This window comes from Pseudomonas sp. B22129 (genome assembly GCF_044218875.1).
Taxonomy (GTDB): Bacteria; Pseudomonadota; Gammaproteobacteria; order Pseudomonadales; family Pseudomonadaceae; genus Aquipseudomonas.
Map to the genome: position 1 here is coordinate 3,576,700 of NZ_CP162592.1, position 20,628 is coordinate 3,597,327.

20 protein-coding genes are annotated in these 20,628 nt (G+C 61.5%); 16 read left to right on the forward strand and 4 right to left on the reverse strand.

What is annotated here, in order from left to right; genetic code table 11:
- The first annotated feature begins 113 nt into the window (after positions 1 to 113).
- The 7 genes from AB4P94_RS16505 (at position 114) to argE (ending at position 7,351) form a co-directional block, all read left to right on the forward strand.
- Positions 114 to 1,088, forward strand: a complete 975-nt coding sequence (locus tag AB4P94_RS16505; RefSeq protein ID WP_395606465.1) for a LysR family transcriptional regulator — start codon at positions 114 to 116, stop codon at positions 1,086 to 1,088.
- 331 nt (positions 1,089 to 1,419) lie between these two features.
- The gene (locus tag AB4P94_RS16510; protein ID WP_395606466.1) at positions 1,420 to 2,937 is read left to right on the forward strand and encodes an amino acid ABC transporter permease/ATP-binding protein; all 1,518 of its coding nucleotides are present in this window, start codon (positions 1,420 to 1,422) and stop codon (positions 2,935 to 2,937) included.
- A gap of 26 nt (positions 2,938 to 2,963) precedes the next feature.
- Positions 2,964 to 3,836, forward strand: coding sequence for a phytanoyl-CoA dioxygenase family protein (locus AB4P94_RS16515; protein ID WP_395606467.1), 873 nt, complete (start codon positions 2,964 to 2,966; stop codon positions 3,834 to 3,836).
- 42 nt (positions 3,837 to 3,878) lie between these two features.
- Positions 3,879 to 4,709: an ABC transporter substrate-binding protein gene (locus AB4P94_RS16520; RefSeq protein ID WP_395606468.1), complete on the forward strand. Its 831-nt coding sequence runs from the start codon at positions 3,879 to 3,881 to the stop codon at positions 4,707 to 4,709.
- A 54-nt stretch (positions 4,710 to 4,763) separates the two neighbouring features.
- On the forward strand, positions 4,764 to 5,495 hold the full coding sequence (locus AB4P94_RS16525; RefSeq protein ID WP_395606469.1) for a class II aldolase and adducin N-terminal domain-containing protein: 732 nt from the start codon (positions 4,764 to 4,766) through the stop codon (positions 5,493 to 5,495).
- Between the two features lie 9 nt (positions 5,496 to 5,504).
- Positions 5,505 to 6,182, forward strand: a complete 678-nt coding sequence (locus tag AB4P94_RS16530; protein WP_395606470.1) for a DUF1028 domain-containing protein — start codon at positions 5,505 to 5,507, stop codon at positions 6,180 to 6,182.
- On the forward strand, positions 6,179 to 7,351 hold the full coding sequence (gene argE, locus AB4P94_RS16535; protein ID WP_395606471.1) for an acetylornithine deacetylase: 1,173 nt from the start codon (positions 6,179 to 6,181) through the stop codon (positions 7,349 to 7,351). The genes AB4P94_RS16530 and argE overlap by 4 nt, the downstream gene beginning before the upstream one ends.
- A 140-nt stretch (positions 7,352 to 7,491) precedes the next feature.
- Here argE and AB4P94_RS16540 read toward each other — a convergent pair whose 3' ends face one another.
- Positions 7,492 to 8,730 carry an acyl-CoA dehydrogenase family protein gene (locus tag AB4P94_RS16540; RefSeq protein WP_395606472.1) on the reverse strand — a complete coding sequence of 413 codons (1,239 nt, stop codon included), beginning with the start codon at positions 8,728 to 8,730 and terminating at the stop codon, positions 7,492 to 7,494.
- 301 nt (positions 8,731 to 9,031) lie between these two features.
- Here AB4P94_RS16540 and AB4P94_RS16545 point away from each other — a divergent pair, with 301 nt between their 5' ends.
- The 3 genes from AB4P94_RS16545 to AB4P94_RS16555 all read left to right on the forward strand — a co-directional run bounded on the left by AB4P94_RS16545 (position 9,032) and on the right by AB4P94_RS16555 (position 10,779).
- Entirely contained in the window at positions 9,032 to 9,955 is a 924-nt protein-coding gene (locus AB4P94_RS16545; protein ID WP_395606473.1) for an ABC transporter substrate-binding protein, read from the forward strand.
- A 138-nt stretch (positions 9,956 to 10,093) separates the two neighbouring features.
- Positions 10,094 to 10,396: a type II toxin-antitoxin system RelE/ParE family toxin gene (locus AB4P94_RS16550; RefSeq protein ID WP_395606474.1), complete on the forward strand. Its 303-nt coding sequence runs from the start codon at positions 10,094 to 10,096 to the stop codon at positions 10,394 to 10,396.
- 2 nt (positions 10,397 to 10,398) lie between these two features.
- Positions 10,399 to 10,779 (forward strand): addiction module antidote protein, encoded by a 381-nt coding sequence (locus AB4P94_RS16555; RefSeq protein ID WP_395606475.1) that lies wholly within the window; start codon positions 10,399 to 10,401, stop codon positions 10,777 to 10,779.
- A 43-nt stretch (positions 10,780 to 10,822) separates the two neighbouring features.
- On the opposite strand, the gene gudD is transcribed toward AB4P94_RS16555, so the two are convergent.
- On the reverse strand, positions 10,823 to 12,148 hold the full coding sequence (gene gudD, locus AB4P94_RS16560) for a glucarate dehydratase (RefSeq protein ID WP_395606476.1): 1,326 nt from the start codon (positions 12,146 to 12,148) through the stop codon (positions 10,823 to 10,825).
- 19 nt (positions 12,149 to 12,167) lie between these two features.
- Positions 12,168 to 13,529: an MFS transporter gene (locus AB4P94_RS16565; RefSeq protein WP_395606477.1), complete on the reverse strand. Its 1,362-nt coding sequence runs from the start codon at positions 13,527 to 13,529 to the stop codon at positions 12,168 to 12,170.
- 338 nt (positions 13,530 to 13,867) lie between these two features.
- On the opposite strand from AB4P94_RS16565, the gene AB4P94_RS16570 reads away from it, so the two are divergent.
- From AB4P94_RS16570 to AB4P94_RS16585, 4 genes are all read left to right on the forward strand, one after another.
- Positions 13,868 to 14,578 carry a FadR/GntR family transcriptional regulator gene (locus tag AB4P94_RS16570; protein ID WP_395606478.1) on the forward strand — a complete coding sequence of 237 codons (711 nt, stop codon included), beginning with the start codon at positions 13,868 to 13,870 and terminating at the stop codon, positions 14,576 to 14,578.
- Positions 14,579 to 14,602: 24 nt separating this feature from the next.
- Complete coding sequence (locus tag AB4P94_RS16575; RefSeq protein ID WP_395606479.1) at positions 14,603 to 15,298, forward strand: tRNA (adenine(22)-N(1))-methyltransferase; 696 nt, start codon at positions 14,603 to 14,605, stop codon at positions 15,296 to 15,298.
- Positions 15,299 to 15,399: 101 nt separating this feature from the next.
- A complete protein-coding gene (locus AB4P94_RS16580) occupies positions 15,400 to 16,626 on the forward strand; it encodes a DUF1444 family protein (RefSeq protein ID WP_395606480.1) in 1,227 nt (408 codons plus the stop codon).
- 74 nt (positions 16,627 to 16,700) lie between these two features.
- Complete coding sequence (locus tag AB4P94_RS16585; RefSeq protein ID WP_395606481.1) at positions 16,701 to 17,000, forward strand: DUF3144 domain-containing protein; 300 nt, start codon at positions 16,701 to 16,703, stop codon at positions 16,998 to 17,000.
- Here AB4P94_RS16585 and AB4P94_RS16590 read toward each other — a convergent pair.
- Positions 16,970 to 17,509, reverse strand: a complete 540-nt coding sequence (locus AB4P94_RS16590) for an AAA family ATPase (protein ID WP_395606482.1) — start codon at positions 17,507 to 17,509, stop codon at positions 16,970 to 16,972. The genes AB4P94_RS16585 and AB4P94_RS16590 overlap by 31 nt on opposite strands.
- Before the next feature lie 1,605 nt (positions 17,510 to 19,114).
- Here AB4P94_RS16590 and AB4P94_RS16595 point away from each other — a divergent pair.
- Entirely contained in the window at positions 19,115 to 19,807 is a 693-nt protein-coding gene (locus AB4P94_RS16595; RefSeq protein ID WP_395611346.1) for a methyl-accepting chemotaxis protein, read from the forward strand.
- A gap of 190 nt (positions 19,808 to 19,997) precedes the next feature.
- Positions 19,998 to 20,624, forward strand: coding sequence for a glutathione S-transferase family protein (locus AB4P94_RS16600; protein WP_395606483.1), 627 nt, complete (start codon positions 19,998 to 20,000; stop codon positions 20,622 to 20,624).
- Positions 20,625 to 20,628: the final 4 nt, after the last annotated feature.

Sequence of the window (20,628 nt, forward strand, 5' to 3'; positions counted from 1 at the left end):
GGGGTAGTGCTTAGGAAAAACCGAAGCCTGTGCGCCTCGTCGGCTGGGGCTGTGACCCGGCACGAACTCTGCAACACCGACGGTGCATACCTATTTGCTGCTGTGGAGGCGTGATGCTCAGTCGTATAACCCAACGCCAGCTGGAATATTTCGTCGCGTCCGGCGAGGCGGGCAGCATCAGTGCTGCGGCGGAACGCATTCATGTGTCGTCGCCGTCGATCTCGGCGGCGATCACGCACATGGAAGCGGAACTGGGGATTCAGCTGTTTATCCGGCATCACGCCCAGGGCATTTCCCTCACCGCCGTGGGGCGCCAGGTGATGCAGGAGGCCAAGCTGATTCTGGAGCAGATGACCAACCTCTACACCATCGCCTCCGAATCGTTGAACACCGTGCGCGGGCCGTTGCGCGTGGGGTGTTTGGAGTCGCTGGCGCCGATGATCACGCCGGAACTGGTGTTCGGGTTTGGCCGCGCCTTTCCCGGCGTGCGCCTGACCCAGGCCGAAGGCAACCATGAGGAACTGCTGGAAAAACTGCGCAGCGGCGAACTGGATATCGCCTTGACCTATGATTTGGTGACCAGCCCGGACATCGACTTCCAGCCCCTGGCGCACCTGCCGCCCTATGTGATGGTCGGCGAGTACCACCCGTTGGCGAGCGCTGCGGCGGTGAGCATGCAGGACCTCGAAACTTACCCGGTGGTGCTGCTCGACACGCCGTGGAGCCGCGACTATTTCCTCAGCCTGTTTATCCAGGCGGGCACCACGCCGAACATCATCATGCGCTCCACCAACCTCGAAACGGTGCGCGCGATGGTGGGCAATGGCATTGGCTATTCATTTGCGAATGCGCGGCCCAAGTCGAACCTGTCCCAGGACGGCAAACGGGTGATCCGCCTGCGCCTGGCGGGTTCGCACCGGCCCATGCGCCTGGGCTACGCCACGGCCAGCAACACCCAGCTGTCGCGGGTGGTGTCGGCGTTTGCCGAGCGTTGCCGCATGTTTGTGTCCGACCAGTACATCCCCGGCATGGCGCCGCCGAGCTTTTTTGATCCGCATGCGGTGCGGGTGTTGAGTGGTGTGAGCTGAGGTTGCACCAATAAGTGGCGTGTGCGGGGTCGCTGATTCAGACGCGCACCATTTTGGGCGCTGCACTCAATCCCTAAAACACTGCAGATCAAATGTGGGAGCGGGCTTGCTCGCGAAGGCGGTGGTTCAGCGGATGAATCTGTTGACTGACACACCGCATTCGCGAGCAAGCCCGCTCCCACATTTAGCTCCTTGGTGGTTTTAGAAGGTAGTTACCACTGCATAGGTTCTGCCTACCCAGTGCCCCGGCTTTTACGAATTGACCCTGAGCCCCTCCCGCCACGACTCTGAACCCATCGATGTCGATCCACTTATTCAGGGCACCACCACGATGACTTTCGACTGGCACTACATGTTTGGTTTGCTCGGCGATGCCGAGTTCTGGCGCGCGACGTGGACGGTCATCAAGCTCAGCACCCTGACCTGGCTGTTGAGCATCGCCCTGGGCTTTCTACTGGCCCTGGCCAAACAGTCGAAAAGCCCGCTGCTCAGTCTGCCGGCCCGTGGTTATATCTGGCTGTTCCGCAGCCTGCCGCTGCTGGTGCTGCTGATCTTTATCTACAACTTGCCCCAGGCGCTGCCGGGCACCTCGGCGGTTCTGGCCGACCCGTTCTGGTCCGGCCTGCTGGCCTTGGTGATTTGCGAAACAGCCTACGTGGCCGAGATTCATCGCGGCGGTTTGCTCTCGATTCCAAAGGGTCAGGGCGAGGCGGCGCGGGCGTTGGGCTTGCGCTTCTTCGGCACCCAGATTCGCGTGGTGATTCCTCAGGCGTTGCGTGTTGCGCTGCCGTCACTGGCCAACGAATACATCTCCATCGTCAAGCTCACCTCGCTGGTGTCGGTGATCTCCCTCACCGAAATCCTGATGGTCGGCCAGCGCCTGTATTCGCAGAACTTCCTGGTGATTGAAACCATGGCGGCGGTGGCGTTCTTCTACGTGTTTATCGTCACCGTGTTCGACTTTTTGCTTAAACGCCTGGAGCGCTTTCTCGACGTCAACCAGCGCAATGTCTCGCGTGTGCCGGATGCGGCGGTGCTGGCCCTGGCCACTCAACAACGCCCGGCGATTGCGCGCCCGGCCAGCACGGGTGTGGCCGCGTTGCAGGCTTCGCGGTTGCACAAGGCTTACAACGACATCGAGGTGCTGGGCTCGGTCAATTTGCAGGTGCAGCCGGGTGAAGTGGTGTCGGTGATCGGGCCGTCGGGTTCGGGTAAAACCACGCTGATCCGCCTGCTCAACGGCCTTGAGCAACTGGACAACGGCGAGATTCATATCAACGGCCTGCCGTTCATTCATTTGAGCAAAACCGGCGCGCTCAAACCCCAGTTCATCGAGCACGCCGAGCACCGCCTGAACATCGGCATGGTGTTCCAGAGCTTCAACCTGTTCCCGCATTTGAGTGTGCTCGACAACCTGCTGATGGCGCCCAAATACCACCGCCTGGGCGCGACCTCTGAACTGAAACAACAGGCCTACGCGCTGCTGCACAAGGTGGGCATGCTCGACCACGCCTGGAAGTATCCGCACCAGTTGTCCGGCGGCCAACAGCAGCGGGTGGCGATTGCCCGCGCGTTGATGATGCGCCCGCAAATCATGCTGTTCGACGAGCCCACCTCGGCCCTCGACCCGGAAAAAGTCAACGAAGTGCTGCAGGTCATCGAAGCCCTGGCCGGGGAGGGCATCACCATGGTGATCGTCACCCACGAGATGAATTTCGCCTTCAAAGTCTCTGACCGCATCGTCTTCATGGAGAAGGGCCGCGTGGTCTGCGACGACACGCCGGTTGCCCTGCGCAGCGGCCATAACCCACGCGTGGAGGCGTTCCTCAAGGACGTCTCGCTGGCGTGAACCCTTTAACGTTGAGGAACCAGAAAATGATCGGGCAAGCGCAAATCGAACAATTCCAGCGTGACGGATTTTTGGTGGTGCAGGACGTGCTCTCGGCTGAAGAAGTGGCCGCGCTGCAGCATGACTTCGACCAGTGGGTGGAAGACAGCCGCAGCCACGCTGAGGGCTGGGGCGCCACGGTGGATGGCCGCGCGCGGTTTGATCTGGAGGGCGACCATCGCCCGGATCACCCGTCGTTGCGTCGGGTGAGTTCGCCCACCGAGATTTCCCCGGCTTATGAGCGCGTGGCGTTGCAGTCGCGCATGGCGGCGATTTCCGCCCAGTTGATTGGCGCCGGTGGCGCGCGTTTTCACCACAGCAAGATCAACTCGAAATTGCCCCACACCGCGACCCAGGTGAAGTGGCACCAGGACTTTCTGTTCACGCCCCACAGCAACGACGACATCGTTACTGCCTTGCTGATGGTCAGCGAAGTGACCCCGCAGAACGGCCCGCTGAATGTGATCCCCGGCAGCCACAAAGGCCCGCTGTGGTCGCACTGGCAGAACCAGCGTTTCACCGGTTCGGTGGACGATGCGGTTGTCGAGGAACACTGCCAGCAACCGGTGGCCTGCTACGGCCCGGCCGGTTCCGTGTGCTTCATGCACACCCGGCTTTTACATGCGTCGAGCCCTAACGAGACCGAACTGCCGCGCACCCTGTTCATCAGCGTCTACGCCGCTGAGGACGCGCTGCCATTCGGCGAAAACCCATTGCCCAGCGCACACGCCGGCCTGCTGGTAGCCGGTGAAGAAAGCGGTTTGGTGCGCTCCACGGACAACCACATGCGCTTGCCGCAGAAACCCCGTGGCGCCTCCTTTTTCGTGCAACAGGCCGGTCAAGACTCCGCCACTGCCTAACTGCTTAATCCACGAGCTTCTTAAACCTTGCAGGTAATGACCATGACAGCGTTTCGCAAAAGTGTTCGCCCCCTTGCCGTGTGCCTGCTGGGCGCTGCGGTTGCACTGACATCGCTGGCCGCTTCGGCGTTCCAGCAGGAAGGCAAGATCATCGCCGGGTCCGACGTGACCTTCTTCCCGTATGAGTACATGGACAACAACAAGCCGGCAGGCTTTGACATCGAATTCATGGAAGGCCTGGGCAAGGTCATGGGGCGCAAGGTCGAGACCCTCGACACGCGTTTCCCCAACCTGATCACCGGCCTGCAAGCCGGGCGGTTTGACGTGACCAACTCGTCGATGTACATCACCGCCGAGCGGGTCAAAGTCATCGACATGATCCCCTACCTGAAAAGCGGCGAGTCGATCCTCACCCTCAAGGACAGCGCCTATCAGCCCAAGACCCCGGAAGATTTCTGCGGCCACAAGCTTGGCTCAATGGGCGCCACGTCCTGGCTGGCGCAGATGCACAAGCTGTCGGATGACTACTGCGTGGCCAAGGGCTTGAAGCCGATCCAGATCAGCGAATACAGCACCGACCCGCAAACCACCCAGGCCTTGCTCGCCCACGCGGTTGAAGCGCAAATCACCGACGCCGCCGTGGCCCGTGGCGTGATCGACAAGCTGGGCAGCCGCGTGGTGATTTCCTCCGACACCCTGATCTACCCGGTGCTCAACGGCTTCGGCGTGAAGAAGGGCAATGACGAGGTGAAGAAAGCCCTGGTCGATGGCCTGGCGAAATACCGCACCACCCCTGAGTACGCGGCCTTGCTGAAGAAGTACAACTTCCAGGCGCCGACCGATGCCGACATCGCCGAACTGATGCCCAAGTAAGCCTACCGCGCGCGCCGCAGCCTGCTGCGGCGCGCGCCCTGTGGAGACCGATTCATGGCGTTATCCCTTGAAGAACAGGCGCGCATTGATCTGGCGGCGACCTTTCGCATCATCGCCCACGTGGGCATGCACGAAGCGGTGGCCAACCACCTGAGCGCCGCCGTGTCGGCCGATGGCAAACAGTTTTTGCTCAACCCCAAGTGGAAGCATTTCTCGCGTATTCGCGCCAGTGATTTGCTGCTGCTGAACGCCGACGACCCGGCCAGCGCCGACCACCCGAATGTGGATTCCACCGCCTGGGCGATTCACGGGCAGATTCACCGGCTGTTGCCGCAAACCCGCGCCGTGCTGCATTTGCACCCGATCTACACCACGGCGGTGGCGTGCCTGGCCAAGCCGCATATCCCGCCGATCGATCAGAACACCGCGCGCTACTTCAACCGCGTGGCGGTGGATGAACTCTACGGCGGCATGGCCGACACCGAAGCCGAAGGCGCGCGCCTGGCCGGGTTGCTCGACGGCAAGAGCCGGCTGTTGATGGGCAACCATGGTGTGATGGTCACGGGTGTTTCCATAGGCGAGGCGTTTGACGATATCTGGAACCTGGAGCGTGCCTGCCAGATTCTGGTCACGGCGTGGTCCACCGGGCAGCCGTTGCGCGTGCTGTCGGACGATGTGGCGGAGAAAACCGCGCGGGGCTGGGAAGGCATTGCCGATTTCTCGCGCCAGCACTTTGAAGAGATGAAGCAATTGATGATCGAGGCCGACCCTTCGGTGCTCGACTGAGGGCTTTTTATGACGTTTTCCGTTGTCGCCCGCTGCGCTGAAACGGGCCAGTTGGGCATTGCGATCAGCTCGTCGAGCATTGCCGTGGGCGCGCGTTGCCCGTGGCTGCGGCCCGGCGTGGGCGCGGTGGCGTCGCAGAACATCACCTTGCCCAGCCTGGGGCCGTCTGTGCTGGACCGGCTGGAGCGGGGTATGACGCCGATTGAGGCGTTGGCCAGGGCGCTTGAACACGAAGAACACCATGAATACCGCCAGGTGACGGTGATTGATCATGAAGGCCGCACCGCGCATTTCAGCGGCGCGCAGACCCTGGGCATTCATGCCGCGCTGAGCGGTGAACAGTGCGTGGCCGCCGGCAATATGCTCGCCAACCCCGGCGTGATCGGTGCCATGGTGCACGCCTTTGAACACGCGCCCGGGCACCTCGCCGACCGCCTGCTCGCCGCGATGCACGCCGGCCAGGCCAAAGGCGGCGAAGCCGGGCCGGTGCATTCGGCCGCGTTGATTGTGGTGGATGACCTGCTGTGGCCCATCGTGAACTTGCGTGTGGACTGGGCCGATGAAGATCCGATTGGCGCCCTCGACCAGCTCTGGCAAGCCTATCGTGGGCAGTTGCAGGCCTACATCGACCGCGCCCTCAACCCACAACAGGCGCCGGGCTATGCCGTGCCGGGAGATGACCGATGAGCAGCAGCCGCGACCTGCTCGCGCACCTGGTGCGCTTCGACACCACCAGCCGCGAATCCAACCTGGCCTTGATCGATTTTGTGCGCACCTATCTGCAAGGCCATGGCGTGGCGTGCGAGCTGGTGTTCAACGAACACAAAAACAAGGCCAACCTGCTGGCGACCATCGGCCCGGCTGACGTGCCCGGCATCGTGTTGTCTGGCCACACCGACGTGGTACCGGTGGACGGCCAGCGCTGGAGCGTGGCGCCGTTCGAGCTGACGGAAAAGGACGGCAAGCTGTATGGCCGTGGCACGGCAGACATGAAGGGTTATATCGCCTGTGTGTTGGCCAGCGTGCCGGCGTTGGTGGCGGCGCCGTTGCGCCTGCCGGTGCATATCGCACTGTCCTATGACGAAGAAGTCGGCTGCCTTGGCGTGCGCTCGCTGATCGAAAGGTTTCACACGAATCCGGTCAAACCGCTGCTGTGCGTGATCGGCGAGCCCACCGAGCTCAAACCAGTCCTGGGCCACAAAGGCAAGCTGGCGATGCGCTGTGAAGTGCACGGCGCAGCCTGCCATTCGGCGTATGCGCCGTCGGGCGTGAATGCCATTGAATACGCCGCGCGCTTGGTCAGTGAGCTTGTACGTTTGGGGGAAACCTTGAAGTCGCCGCAGCATCTGAATGCACGGTTTGATCCGCCGTTTTCCACGGTGCAAACCGGTGTGATTACCGGAGGCAAGGCGCTGAACATCGTCCCGCAGCATTGCAGTTTCGATTTTGAAGTGCGCTCGTTGCCGGTCCAGAACCCTTGGCAGGTGGCAGACCAACTGCGCGACTATGCCGAGCACAGCTTGCTGCCCGCGATGCAGGCGGTCAGCGCGCAGTGTGCGATCAACTTCAGCGAGTTATCCAGCTACCCGGGCCTGGCCACCTCGGTCGAAAGCCAGGCGGCCGAATGGGTCGCGCAGTTTTGCGGCTCCCGGGATTACGGCACCGTGGCCTTTGGCAGCGAAGGCGGGTTGTTTGACCAGGCGGGCATTCCCACGGTGGTGTGCGGGCCGGGCAGCATGGAGCAGGGGCACAAGCCGGATGAGTTCATCAGCCTGGAACAGTTGGCGGCGTGTGACCGGATGCTGGCGCGGGTGGTTGGGTTTGTGAGCCGCCAGGCCGCTGTACCTCTCAAGTAATACACCGATAAAAAGTGTGGGAGCGGGCTTGCTCGCGAATGCGGTGTATCAGTCACAGATGGGTTGACTGACCCACCGCATTCGCGAGCAAGCCCGCTCCCACATTGGTCCTCAGGTGTTTTGGCTGGCGAGCAAGGCTTTCAGCCTTTCGCCACACCCACCCGCCACTGCGCCGGTGGCAGCAACCCATTGACCAGGTAGTTGCCCACAATCCGCGACTTGTACACCCGCGGGTTGTGGTTCGCCAGCGTGCGCGCGTTACGCCACAAACGGTCCAGCGCCTTGTCGCTGGCCGTGGCGCTGGCGCCCAGTGCGTCGAACAATGCCGTGGTCGCGGCAAGCGTGGCGTCAATCACCGGGTTTACCGCCAGGCACACTTCCAGTTCCGCCAGTGCCACCTGCGGGTCGTCATCATGCAGCGGCTGGTCGTGGGCGATCACATACTGCGCCGTCTGGTCCAGCCGCTGCGCCGCTTGCCGGGTGATGGCTTGCGCGGCATAGGCCTGGCTGGCGACTTCGCCGATCACTTGCAGCAATTGCACATCCTGGGCCGCCGTGTCGGCGTTGCCGGTGGTGAAGGTTCTGGCGCGTGCTCCGAGTTCTTCGGCGCCACTGAGTGCCGCGCGGCGGGCGATGCCGGAGAGGGTGGCGAGGTGGTAGATCTGGAAGAAGGATTGGCCATAACCGAAGCGGTGTGTGGTGGGGCGGCCTTCGTCGACCAGCGGGGCATTGTCGAAAATGCACGTGCCGCTGGCGGTCAGGCGCTGGCCGAAGCCGTTCCAGTCGTCGACGATTTGCACGCCGGGGGCCTTCAGGTCGACAACCACGCTGTGGGTCTCGCCGTCTTCGCCCGTGGCGATCGTGTTGATCAGGTCGCTGTAGAGCGCGCCGGTGGTGTAGAACTTTCTGCCGCTGATGCGCAGCGTACCGTTTGCATCGCGGTGCAGGCGGGTTTCGAATTCACCACGGGTCTGGTTGCCGACCTCGGTGCTGCCCGGCGAGAGCAGGGCGCCGGTGCCGAGCCGGTCGAGCCAAGTGGCGCGCCAGCCTTGGTCCTTGGCGCAGAGCACGTCTTCGCAAAAGCCGAAATGCCCGCGCAGGGCCTGGGTGATATTGGAGTCGGCGGCAGAGAGTTCGGTGAGCAAGGCGAGCAATTCGGCGAACGTCGCGTCCTGGCCGCCGTAACGCGCGGGCAGACGCCAGCGCGGCAAGCCCAGTGCGTTCAGTTGCTGGATAAACTCGGCCAAACTGGCGCGTGTCTGATCAGCCTCGGCAGCTTGGGCCAGAATGTGTGCGAAGAGCGGGCGAAACGGTGCAGCCAGTTGTTCATAACGGGCAGACGGCGGTGCGCCCCAGATATTCAAAGCAGGATTGGACATGATTGACCTTGCCGGGCCGGCCCGCGTGGTCGCGGCGGCGCTGTAAAAAGGGGTTCAGAAGCGGGGCCCAGTGGTCTGGTGACGTCACCCTAACCCACGGGTGGCGAAGTTTTTAATACGAAAAATAGCTATCGATCTGCGCGGCAGTTCTATCGATAGTGCCCAACAGTATTAAACCTTGCGCTTTTATTGCGTTAGCTTCTACGGGCGCCACGCTTGGCGACCGTCAAACCCCTTTCCTCATCACCAGACTGCACGCCCACAGATGGTTGAGTCAGCCTTCAACCTGTGGAATATGTTCATGATCAATCGTCGCAACTTGCTTGCCCTGTTGGGCCTGGCCTCATTCACGCTGCACGGCTCATCGGTGTGGGCCGCAGAGCCCCTGACCCTGACCGTGGGCGACCAGTTCTTCTCCAACCGCATCGTGCTGGAGCTGTCTGGCGAGCTCAAAGACCTGCCATACAAGATCGACTTCAAGCGTTTCAATACCGGCTCGCCGGTGGCCTCGGCCGTGGCCAGTGGTGCGCTGGATATCGGCATTGTCGGGGATACGCCGGTGATCAGCCTCGCCGCCAATGGCGCGCCGGTCAAAGTGGTCGCCAGCACGCAGACCAGCCTTGACGGCGTGGGGATTGTGGCGCGCAAGGGCATTGCGTCGGTGGCAGATCTGAAAGGCAAGACGGTCGCCATCTGGAACGGTTCGTGGAGCCAGCAACTGGCGTACAAAGCCCTGGACGAAGCTGGCGTGCCGCGCAGCAGCGTGACCTTCAAATACCTGCTGCCCGCCGAAGCCAGCCTGGCACTGACCCAGGGTGACATCGACGCCTTCGGCACCTGGGAACCCTATGTGTCGTTGCAGGAAAAAGAAGGCAGCAGGCTGATTCGCAATGCCAAGGGCCTGATGAGCGCGCCGACCTACATCGTCGCGTACGAACCTGCGCTGGCGCAAAAAAGCGCAATCATCAAAGACTTTATCGCCCGCCTGACCCGCGCACGGGTGTGGAGCAACAGCCATATCGACGCGTACGCCGAAGCCTGGTCGAAGGCCAACCAGTCCGCGCCGGAAATTGCCAAGGTGTGGTTCAAGCGCGACGCGATCACGGTGCTGCCGATCTCGCCGACGATTGTCAGCGAAGCCCAGGCCACGGCAGATTTTCTGGTGGATGCACAGATGCTCAAGCAGCGGTATGACGTGACGCCGTTATTTGATCGGGCGCTTTAAACGGCAGGGAAACAAGCGCTAATAGAATTGAACGGCTGCTCCTGCGGGGCTGGGCTAGGTTTTTTTGATCCGGAGCTCACCGGAACTGAAAATTCACTAGCATCGGCAAGGAGTAGCCAGTAGGCTACATGTGAAAACGTGACCAATTTGATCGGCAGGACGCCGGAGTTCGACACATGGCTCGACGGCATGAAGGATATTTGCGGGAAAACGGCGGTTCTGACTCGCTTGGACCGCGCCGAAGAAAACAATTTTGGCGACTGTGAGGCAGTAGGCGACGGAGTCAGTGAAATGCGTGTTTTTGTCGGGCCCGGCTACAGGATTTATTTTGTGCGCACGGGCATTGCCGCTTACCTGATGCTGTGGGGCAGTGACAAGACCGACCAGAACAGAGGAATCAAACGGGCAAAAGAGATTCTTGATGCCCTGAGAGGTCAATGAAAATGAGCGAATCAACCTTCAAACCCGAGGACATGCCAATCCTCGACCTTGATACATCCGGTACCAGCGTTTACGAGGCCTCGCGCTTCCTCGACAGCCCGGAGGTGATCAGTGCGTATTTGGCGCAAAGCATGAAATCGCAGGACCCCCAGATCCTCATGAAGGCACTTGCCGAGGTGGCCAAGGCCCAAGGCGTGAACAAGGTGGCCGAGGCGGCGGGGGTCAATCGGGAGAGCCTTTATAAAACCCTGAAAGGCGGCTCGAAAACCCGTTATGAGACTGTGCAGAAGCTGATGCTGGCCTTGGGAGTAGAGCTTACGGTGCAGCCGATTGCAGCCAGGAAAACGGCCAGGGCGAAAGCGGTGTCGGCCACCAAACCCTGATGCTAAAGCGCCCCTTTTTAGGGGCGCTTTGGTTTCCATGGCGTTATCGCACCAGGCAAGGCTGCTTGTTGTTGAAGCTCCAGCCCGGAATCAGGAACTGCATCGCCACGCTGTCATCCCGCGCGCCGAGGCCCATGCCTTTGTAAAGCTCATGGGCTTTGGCCACGGCGTCCATGTCGATATCCACGCCCAGGCCGGGTTTGCTCGGCACCTTCACGTAACCGCCTTCGATTTGCAGCGGCTCTCTGGTCAGGCGCTGGCCGTCCTGCCAGATCCAGTGGGTGTCGATGGCGGTGATGTCGCCCGGCGCGGCGGCGGCGACCTGGGTGAACATCGCCAAGGAAATATCAAAGTGGTTGTTGGAGTGCGAGCCCCAGGTCAGGCCCCACTCGTTGCACATCTGTGCCACGCGGACCGAGCCCTGCATCGTCCAGAAGTGCGGGTCTGCCAAGGGAATGTCGACCGATTGCAACTGAATCGCGTGGCCCATTTCCCGCCAGTCGGTGGCGATCATGTTGGTGGCGGTTTTAAGGCCCGTGGCCCGGCGGAATTCGGCCATGACTTCACGGCCCGAATAACCGTTTTCAGCGCCGCACGGGTCTTCGGCGTAAGCGAGTACGTGATGTTGATCGCGGCACAGGCGGATGGCTTCCTTGAGTGACCAGGCGCCGTTCGGGTCGAGTGTGATGCGCGCATCCGGGAAGCGTTCGGCCAGTGCGGTGACGGCGTCGATTTCCGCATCGCCACTCAGCACGCCGCCTTTGAGTTTGAAGTCGTTGAAACCGTATTTGGCTTTGGCGGCTTCGGCCAGGCGCACCACGGCTTCGCTGGTCAGGGCTTTTTCATGGCGCAGGCGGAACCAGTCGTCATCAGCGTCGGCTTCGTTGCGATAGGCCAGGTCTGTCGCGCTGCGATCACCGACGTAGAACAGGTAGCCGAGCATTTTCACCGCATCGCGCTGCTGCCCTTCGCCGAGCAAGGCTGCCACCGGCACTTCGAGAAATTGCCCCAGCAGGTCGAGCAGCGCGGCTTCCATCGCGGTCACGGCGTGAATGGTGATGCGCAGGTCAAAGGTTTGCAGGCCGCGGCCGGCAGAGTCCCGCGAGGCAAAGGTGCTGCGCATTTGATTGAGGATGCGTTGGTACTGGCCGATGGGTTGGCCAACCACCAAATTGCGCGCGTCTTCCAGGGTTTCGCGGATGCGCTCGCCGCCCGGCACTTCGCCTACGCCGGTATGGCCGGCGCTGTCCTTGAGAATCACGATATTGCGCGTGAAGTAGGGCCCGTGGGCGCCGCTCAGGTTGAGCAGCATGCTGTCATGGCCGGCAACGGGAATGACCTGGAAGTGGGTGACGACAGGGGTATTCATGGCAGTTTCCTGAGTAAGCTTAAAGAGGTTTGCTGAGGGCGGCGCCGGCTGGCACGGCGCTTGGCGCGGTCAGTACGGCAGAGGGAGCGGTCTTGGCGAAGAACACCAGGATCGCCGCGAGCACCGACGTGCCGGCCAGGCCGTAGAGGCCGCCCTGGATCGAGCCGGTGGTCTGTTCCAGAAAGCCGAAGGTGGTGGGGGCGACAAAACCGCCCAGGTTGCCGATGGAGTTGATCAGCGCGATCACGGCGGCGGCGATGCGCACGTCCAGATAGCCCTGCGGGATCGGCCAGAACAGCGACGAGGCCGACTTGAAACCAATGGCCGCAAAGCAAATCGCAACAAAGGCGAAGATCGGCCCGCCGGTGGTGGACATGAACATGCCGGCCGCCGCGATCAACAGCGCTGCAGCAACCCAGGCCTGCTGGAACTTGAACTTGCCCGACAGCGAGGCGAAGGCGTACATGGCGATGATCGAGATCAGCCATGGGATCGAGTTGAAGAAACCCACCTGGATATCGCTCAGGTCACCCATCTTCTTGATGATGCTCGGCAGCCAGAATGTTGCGGCGTAGATCGTCAGCTGGATGCAGAAGTACAAGGCGCAAAACAGCAGGATCTGGCGGTCTTTGAGTAGCTTGCCGATGGTCGGTTTGACCGTGGTCAGTGCTTCGCGCTCACGCTGTTCCTGATCGATCGCGTCCACCAGCGTGTCTTGTTCTTCGCGGGTCAGCCATTGGGCGTCATGGGGTTTGGAGTCCAGCCAGAACCACACGAAAAAACCCAGCGCCACCGAGGCCAGGCCTTCGATGGCAAACATCCACTGCCAGCCGTGAAAACCAAAGCCCTCAATCTGCAACAGCGCACCCGACAGCGGCCCGGATATCAGTGAGGCAACCGCCGACCCGCTGAGGAAGATTGCAATGGCTTTGCCGCGCTCAACACCGGGCAGCCAGCGGGTGAAGTAATAGATCACCCCGGGGAAGAACCCCGCTTCGGCCACGCCCAGCAGGAAGCGCAGGATGTAGAACTGGGTTTCGTTCTGGATGAACGCCATCAAGGTGGCGACGATGCCCCAAGTGAACATGATGCGGGTCAGCCAGATACGTGCGCCGACCTTTTGCAGCAGCATGTTGGAGGGTACTTCGAAGAGTGCGTAGCCGATGAAGAACAGCCCGGCACCGAGGCCGTAGGCGGCCGCGCCGATGCCGAGGTCATGCTCCATGTGGGTGCGCACGAAGCCGATATTGACCCGGTCGATGTAGTTGAGGATGAACATGATCACGAACAGCGGGAGCACATGGCCCTTCACTTTGCTCACGGCGCGCGCGAGGACGGAATCATTTTGTGAAGCGGCAGATGCATGGCTTGAATTGTTCACAATTCAAAACTCCCCCTGATTATTTTTATGCGGGTTTGTGTGTCTTGTTGATAGACATCATACAAGTGCTTTTCTGATGATCGCAATGCAGGGGTGAGTGTATTTGTTTTTATAAGCACGGTGGTTGAGTGCGTATTTTGGTTATTTACTCAATATTTGTTGGGTTTTTTTGCGAGGTGCGGCGTGCTGGAAACTTCGTGTGAGGTACTTGCTGGCGGGCGTTGGAGAATTTCTCGACTAGACCGGAATAGGTTGGTTGTCATACAAGTAGATTGATTTCGAAACAGCTCGGTGAGGGTGTTAAGCTCCCACCAGCCCAACCCCGTGGACCCGTAACAATGCCCATTGAAAGCGCAAATGTTGTCCGCCGACGTTCCAACAACCTCGCCCAGGGCGTGGTCGAGGCGCTGAGCCAGCGCATCCTGCTCGGCCAACTGAAACCCGGGGAAAAACTGCCATCGGAATCCACCATCGTGCTGGAGCATGGCGTGAGCCGTACGGTCGTGCGTGAGGCCATCTCCAAGTTGCAGGCGTCGGGCCTGGTGGAGACGCGCCACGGCATCGGCACGTTCGTGCTGGCGCCGCATGCCCAGCAAGGTTTGCGTTTGAATGTGGACACGGTCGCCAGCGTGCGCAACATGCTGGAGCTGCGCCTGGGCCTGGAGGTGCAAGCCGTGGCGCTGGCCGCACTGCGCCGGTCTGACGAGCAACTGGCCCACATGCGTCAGGCGCTGGACGACTACCAGGCCTCGCTGGCCAACAACGACAGCTGCGTGGAGGAAGACAAACGCTTTCACCAACTGATCGCAGAAGCCACCGGCAATACGTTTTTCACCGAGATCATGCTGCACCTGGGCAATGCGATGATCCCGCGCACCCAGGTCAAGGGCGACGAGCGCGGCGGTGCCGACTTCGCCAGGCTCGGGCAGTTGGCGAACCTGGAGCACGAGGCGATCTTCAATGCGATCAAACGTCAGGACCCGGACGCCGCAAGGGCGGCGATGGTGCTGCACCTGACCAACAGCCGCGACCGGTTCTCGGGTGAGTAATTTTTTAGCGACAAGGAACAACCGTTGAACGAACACACTTTATCCCTGCGCCTGGAGCGCGTGGCGGCGAACGTGCCTGCCGGTGCGCGCCTGGCCGATATCGGCTCGGACCACGGTTACCTGCCGGTAGCCCTGATGCGCCGTGGCCTGATCACTGCGGCGGTAGCGGGGGAGGTGGCGGCCACGCCCTTTCACGCGGCCCGGCGCACGGTGCGTGATAACGCTCTGGAGCAGCAGATCAGCGTGCGCCTGGCCGATGGGTTGGCGGCGATTGAACCTGGCGACGGCATCACCGCGATCAGCCTGTGTGGCATGGGCGGCGAGACCATTCGCGACATTCTCGAAGCCGGCAGGGCCCACCTGGGTGGCGGAGAACGCCTGATCCTGCAACCCAACGGCGGCGAGCAACCGCTGCGCCAATGGCTGATGGACAACGGCTATCGCATCCTCACTGAAGAGTTACTGCGGGAAAACCGTTTCTACTACGAAATCATCGTTGCCGAGCGCAGCGGGCCTGTGATCTACACCGATGAAGAGCTGTACTTCGGCCCCCTGCAAATGCAGGCGCGCAGCCCGCAGTTCCTGGCCAAGTGGCAACGCATGCTGCGCCAGAAGCACAAGACCTTGGCCAGCCTTGAGCAAGCGCTGCAATCGGTACCGGAAGATAAAGTGCAGGAGGTCGCCCGACAGGCTCGGTGGATCACCCAATTGCTGGCCTGAGCTGGCAGCAGTGAACGCGATCACACAACGCGGGTCGTTACTTTACCCCGGCCCTTGCACCGCCCATGATGGGCGTCTCGCACTCATGGAGGAACCTGCGCATGTTCGGCACGCTGATCGACAAACTCTTCAATCGCCCCCTGACCGAGGAGGCCTTTGCCCAAAAAATCATCAAGGCTGCCCGCGATGCGGGCTTCAGTGGCCACCTTGAATACGTGCCGAATGAATTTCGCCTCAGCCATGGCGACGGCGACGGTTACTTCAACCTGCATAACGCGTTCCGTGATTACCAGAGTGCCGAAAAGTCGCAAAAGCCCGATGTGTTGAACGGGTACGCCTCGACCCTGCTCAATTACAAAAAGGATGCGCCGCAAAGCTTCGAAGAGGTCAAGCCGCTGCTACGGCCAGTGATTCGTAACCTGGCGATGCTCGAGGAAGTGCGCCTGCATCAGGTGCGTACCGAAGGCTGGGACAAGGCCCACGCTGCTGTCCACCAAGCCCTGGGCAAAGACTGCGTGACCTTGCTGGCGGTTGACTATCCCGAGACCACCGCGACGCTGACGGATGGCCCGAAGGAAAACTGGGGCGTGAGCCTCGACGAGGCGCTGGCGGTGGCGGTGAGCAACCTGCGCGAAACCACCCCGGATGCGTTCGACGAAATTGTGCCCGGGCTCTACATTGGCCGCTGGAACGACAGCTATGACACCAGCCGCGTGCTGCTGCCGGATGTGCTCCAGCGCGCGCCGATCAAGGGGCGTCCGGTGTTCATGATCCCGAACCGCGACGTGCTGATGGTCACCGGTGACAAAGATGAAGACGGCATCCGGCATATGGTGGAGGTCAGCTTCAAGGCCATGGAAAACGGGCGCGTCGTCTCCAGCCAGGTCTATACGTACGAGGGCCAACGGATTGTGCCATTTGTCACCCACGACGAAGCACTGCTGACGCGTATGGCAAGCCTTGAACGCATGTTGCTTGAAGGTAATTACAACGCACAAAAGGAGCAGCTCGACACGATTCATGAAGAGCAAAATATCGACGTGTTTGTGGCTTCTTACAAAGTGCTCGCGTTCAAGGGAGGCGACGGCCAGCAGTTTTCGCTGAGCAGTTGGACGCAAACCGTGGACACTTTGCTGCCCAAAACCGAGCGCGTAGCGCTGGTCACGCCACAACCCGATGGCACCGTCCAGACCCGGATTGTTGAATGGGCTGACCTTGAAGCCCGGGCGGGTGATCTGTTGAAACCGATGGACATTTATCCGCCACGCTACAGGACGCTGGGGTTCCCGACGGATGAGCAGTTGAGCCGGATGACGTCGTTGGTTTAGCCCCCGCGTCTGCAAACCTGTTGCCGGATATGCTCCAATGACCACCCTCATTCGTTTATCCGGGAACACCCTCAATGGCCGACGCCACCGACCAAGCCTTCTACGACCGCGCAGACGCTCATATCGAGTTGTCGAACGAGCAGCTTAAAACCTGTGACAACTTCGGTGAGGTCAGCGCCTCAATGATGTTCGGCGCCACGCGCTTCAATGCTTGGGCGTGCGCCCGCAACTTCAAGTCCGGCGCCGAAATGGCAGCGGCGCGGGAGGCGATGCTGAAGTATTTCTGTGATCAGTACCGGATGATGCTGGAGGACAATCTGGATGACCATATCAATAATTTCAGTCAGTACGGGCTGGTTAAAGCGCAAGGTTGAGCTGAGCGTTTCAGAAAATCGGCAACCTCGCGTGCAGTGCGCAGATGAATGACCGGAATATGCGGCCCGATGGCCAGGCGCACCGCGTCAATCCGCGGGCGGCTCACCCGGTCAAAGTTCCAGCACCAACTGAGGAAGGTCAAGAACGCCCTGTCGAGTTTTTCCTTGCAGCCCGCCGGTTTGTCCGTGCGGGGCCGGTCCAGCAGGCTGCGCAGCAGTACACGTCTCACGCACGTCGTACGCGGGGTGTCCAGCCAGATGACCAGGTCTGCGCGGGGCAGGCGCAGGTCGAAGGTGCGGCGCGCGTAATTGCCCTCACACACCCAGCGATCCGGCGCGATGGCCTGCTGAACCCGTGCCCGGAAGATAGCGTTGTCGGCCTCCACCCAGCCCGGTTCCCAGAACAATCTGTCCAGGTGAACCACGGGAGCGTCCAGGCGTTTGCCCAGTTCGCGCGCCAGGGTTGATTTGCCGCTACCGGCGTTGCCGAGTATGACGATGCGTTGCATGCCGCAGGCCCTTTGCTGAAAACGTAAAAAAACCGGACTTCGTCTCCGGGGGTTACAGGTGTGTGTTCAGCACTGAGTGTTTTTGCCCCATTTTCGTGCGCGGCTTGATGATTATCCGTCGTCGCAGCGCCTATCTCCGGCCCTGGCACCTGCGGCCCGTATCTTGCTAGAGCCAAGCTAATCAATGACATGGCATTTTGCTTCCAGTCATTTTCAGGTTGCTTCAGGGAGTGGTCGGCCATGCACAGTCTTTTATCACCCGGTATCCGTCTGCTCGGCCGTTTCGGTTTCGCGCGCAAGTTTCAGATCCTGTTTTTCCTGTTCATGCTGCCCCTGGCCGGGAGCCTGTGGATGATCGGCCAGGATTATCGCGACAAACTCGCGGTGATTTCCAGTGAACAGTCCGGCGTGCGCCAACTGCTGGCCGTGGACACACTGGATGGCCAACTGACGACGCAACGCAACCTGGCCGCGCGCTGGAAAGCACTGGACATCCTGCACACCCCGACGCCTGCGGCCCAGGCCGCGATGGACAAGGTTGACGCCGGCAGCCCCGCGATTGCCCAAAGCCTGCAAGCCTTGGGCGATGCCCTCAAAAGCCAGAACGCCAGCGCCGACACCCTCGCGCGTTTCGAGGCGCTGCAGGCGACGGTCAAGGGCATGGACACTCAAGCCCTGCGCTCCGTGGGTTGGTGGCCGGACGGTTACGATCGTTTCACCGCCGCCCTGACTGCGATGCAAACCTTGCGTGAGCAAATCACGCTGGATGCCGGCCTGATTCTCGATCCCTGGCTGGAAACCTACCTGCTGATGCAGATTTCCACCCAGCACACGCCGGACCTGATCGAGTGCATCGGCCGCACGGCGAGTGTCGGTGAGTCTTCCATCGCCTCGGGGCAATTCACCCTGCAAAGCCGCTTGCAGATGCGCGACCTGCGTGGCCGCATCGGTGATGCGCGTGACCAGTTGGCGAAGGCCGCCACCTCGCTCAAAGCCAAGCAATACGCGGGGCTGGAACCGTGGACGGCGCAATACGACAGCAGCCTGCAATTGCTGGATAACGAGCTCAAAGCCCTGGATGACGGGGTGTTCGGTGGCACCATCAAACTCGACATTGCAGGCTTCGACCGCAGTGTCGACAGCATGCTCGGTGCCTTGGGCGCGTTGCGCAGCCAGTCGCTGAATTCGCTGGATGAGCGCCTGGGTTACTACCGCGACCGCTCGCTCAAGCAGTTTATCCCGGTGGTGGCGACGTTCAGCCTGTTGGCACTGGCGGCGTTGTACCTGTTCATCTGCCTGCAGGCCTCGATTCGCCGCAGCGCCAGTGGCATCACTACGCTGGCCGAGTCCCTGCGCGACGGTAACCTGTGCGTGGAAGTGGCGGTGGAAGGCCGCGATGAACTCGCGGCCATCAGCACGGCACTCAACGTGGCGGTGGTGCAGTTGCGCACCAGCCTGCTGGGCGTGAACCACGAGACTCAGCAGCTTGGCTCGGCGGTGCTCACGCTCAATTCACAGTCGGGCAGCACCCTCACGGAAGTCGAAGACCAGCAACAGCAAATCAGCCAGATTGCCGCCGCCGCGACTCAATTGGCCGCCACGTCCATGGGCGTCGCCAAAAGCTGTGAACAGGCCTCGGGCAGCGCCCAAAACACCCGGCGCATCGCGCAAGAGAGCAGCCGCGACAGTCAGCGCACCACGGCCAGCATCCAGCAGCTTAACCAGCGCCTGACGGACACCGCCAACGCACTGGAACAAGTCAGCCAGCAGGGCCAGCAGATTCAGTCGGTGGTCGACACTATTCGTGGCATCGCCGAACAGACCAACCTGCTGGCGCTGAACGCGGCCATCGAAGCTGCCCGTGCGGGCGAGCAGGGCCGGGGGTTTGCCGTGGTCGCCGATGAAGTGCGCAGCCTGTCGCAACGCACCCAGGCCTCGACGGCGCAAATCGCCGGCACCGTAGACAGTTTGCGTTCAACCGTCAGCCAGGCCGTGAGCCTGATGAGCGCCGCGTGCGACCAAGCGCTGACCGATGCCGAATCTGTCACCGGTTTGGGGGCACGGCTGGGCGAGATCGCCGGGGCTGTGCAAAACGTCACTGACACCCTGGCGCAGATTGCAGCGGCGGTGGAGGAACAAGCGGCCACCGCCGACGAAGTCAGCGGCAATATCCAGCAAGTGGACCAGGCCGCAGGCCGCCTGCTCGACGGCGCCCGCGCAGTGAACCAGGCGGCCGACACGCTGAGCAAAGGCAGCCGCGCATTGAGCGACAACACCGCCCGGTTCCGGTTGGCCTGATCAGAGGCTCGCGGCGAGCGGGCTCCATGTCGCAGGCGGGCTTGTTGTGGTGAGCGGGGCAAGCTCACTCACCACAACAAGCCCGCTCACCCTATAAGGCCCACAAACGCGTTAACAACTTCAGGGCACTCCCCTGCGCGCGCGCAGTCTGCTGATGTACCCTCAACGCTCGCCCAATGGAGCTGCCCCCATGATCACCGTCCACCACCTCAACAATTCCCGCTCGCAACGCATTCTCTGGCTGCTTGAAGAGCTCGGCCTGCCTTACGAAATCAAACGCTACAGCCGCGACTCGAAAACCAACCTCGCCCCGGCGGAACTCAAGGCCATCAACCCGCTGGGCAAATCGCCGGTGATCGAAGACGGCTCGCTGGTGCTGATCGAATCCGCCGCGATCATCGACTACCTGATTCGCCGCCACGGCCAGGGCCGCCTGCAACCCGATCCTGCTACCGCCGCCTACGACACATACGTGCAATGGCTGCACTTCGCCGAGGGCTCGGCGATGTTGCCGCTGATGCTCAACCTCTACGTTGGCCGCCTGGGTGACGCCGGCGCGCCGCTGCAACCGCGTATCCAGTCGGAAGTGGCCAACTACCTGGGCTATTTGAATGACGTGCTGGCGGACACCCCGTATCTGCTGGGTGACGAGCTGAGCGGCGCGGATATCCAGTTGAGCTTTATCGGTGAGGTCGCCGGCGCACAGGGCAAATTGCAGGCGTACCCGAACCTGGTCGCGTGGGTGAAGCGGTTCCAGGCGCGCCCGGCTTACCGTAAGGCGGTGGAGCAGGGTGGCGAATACGCGTTCGCTAAATAACCCG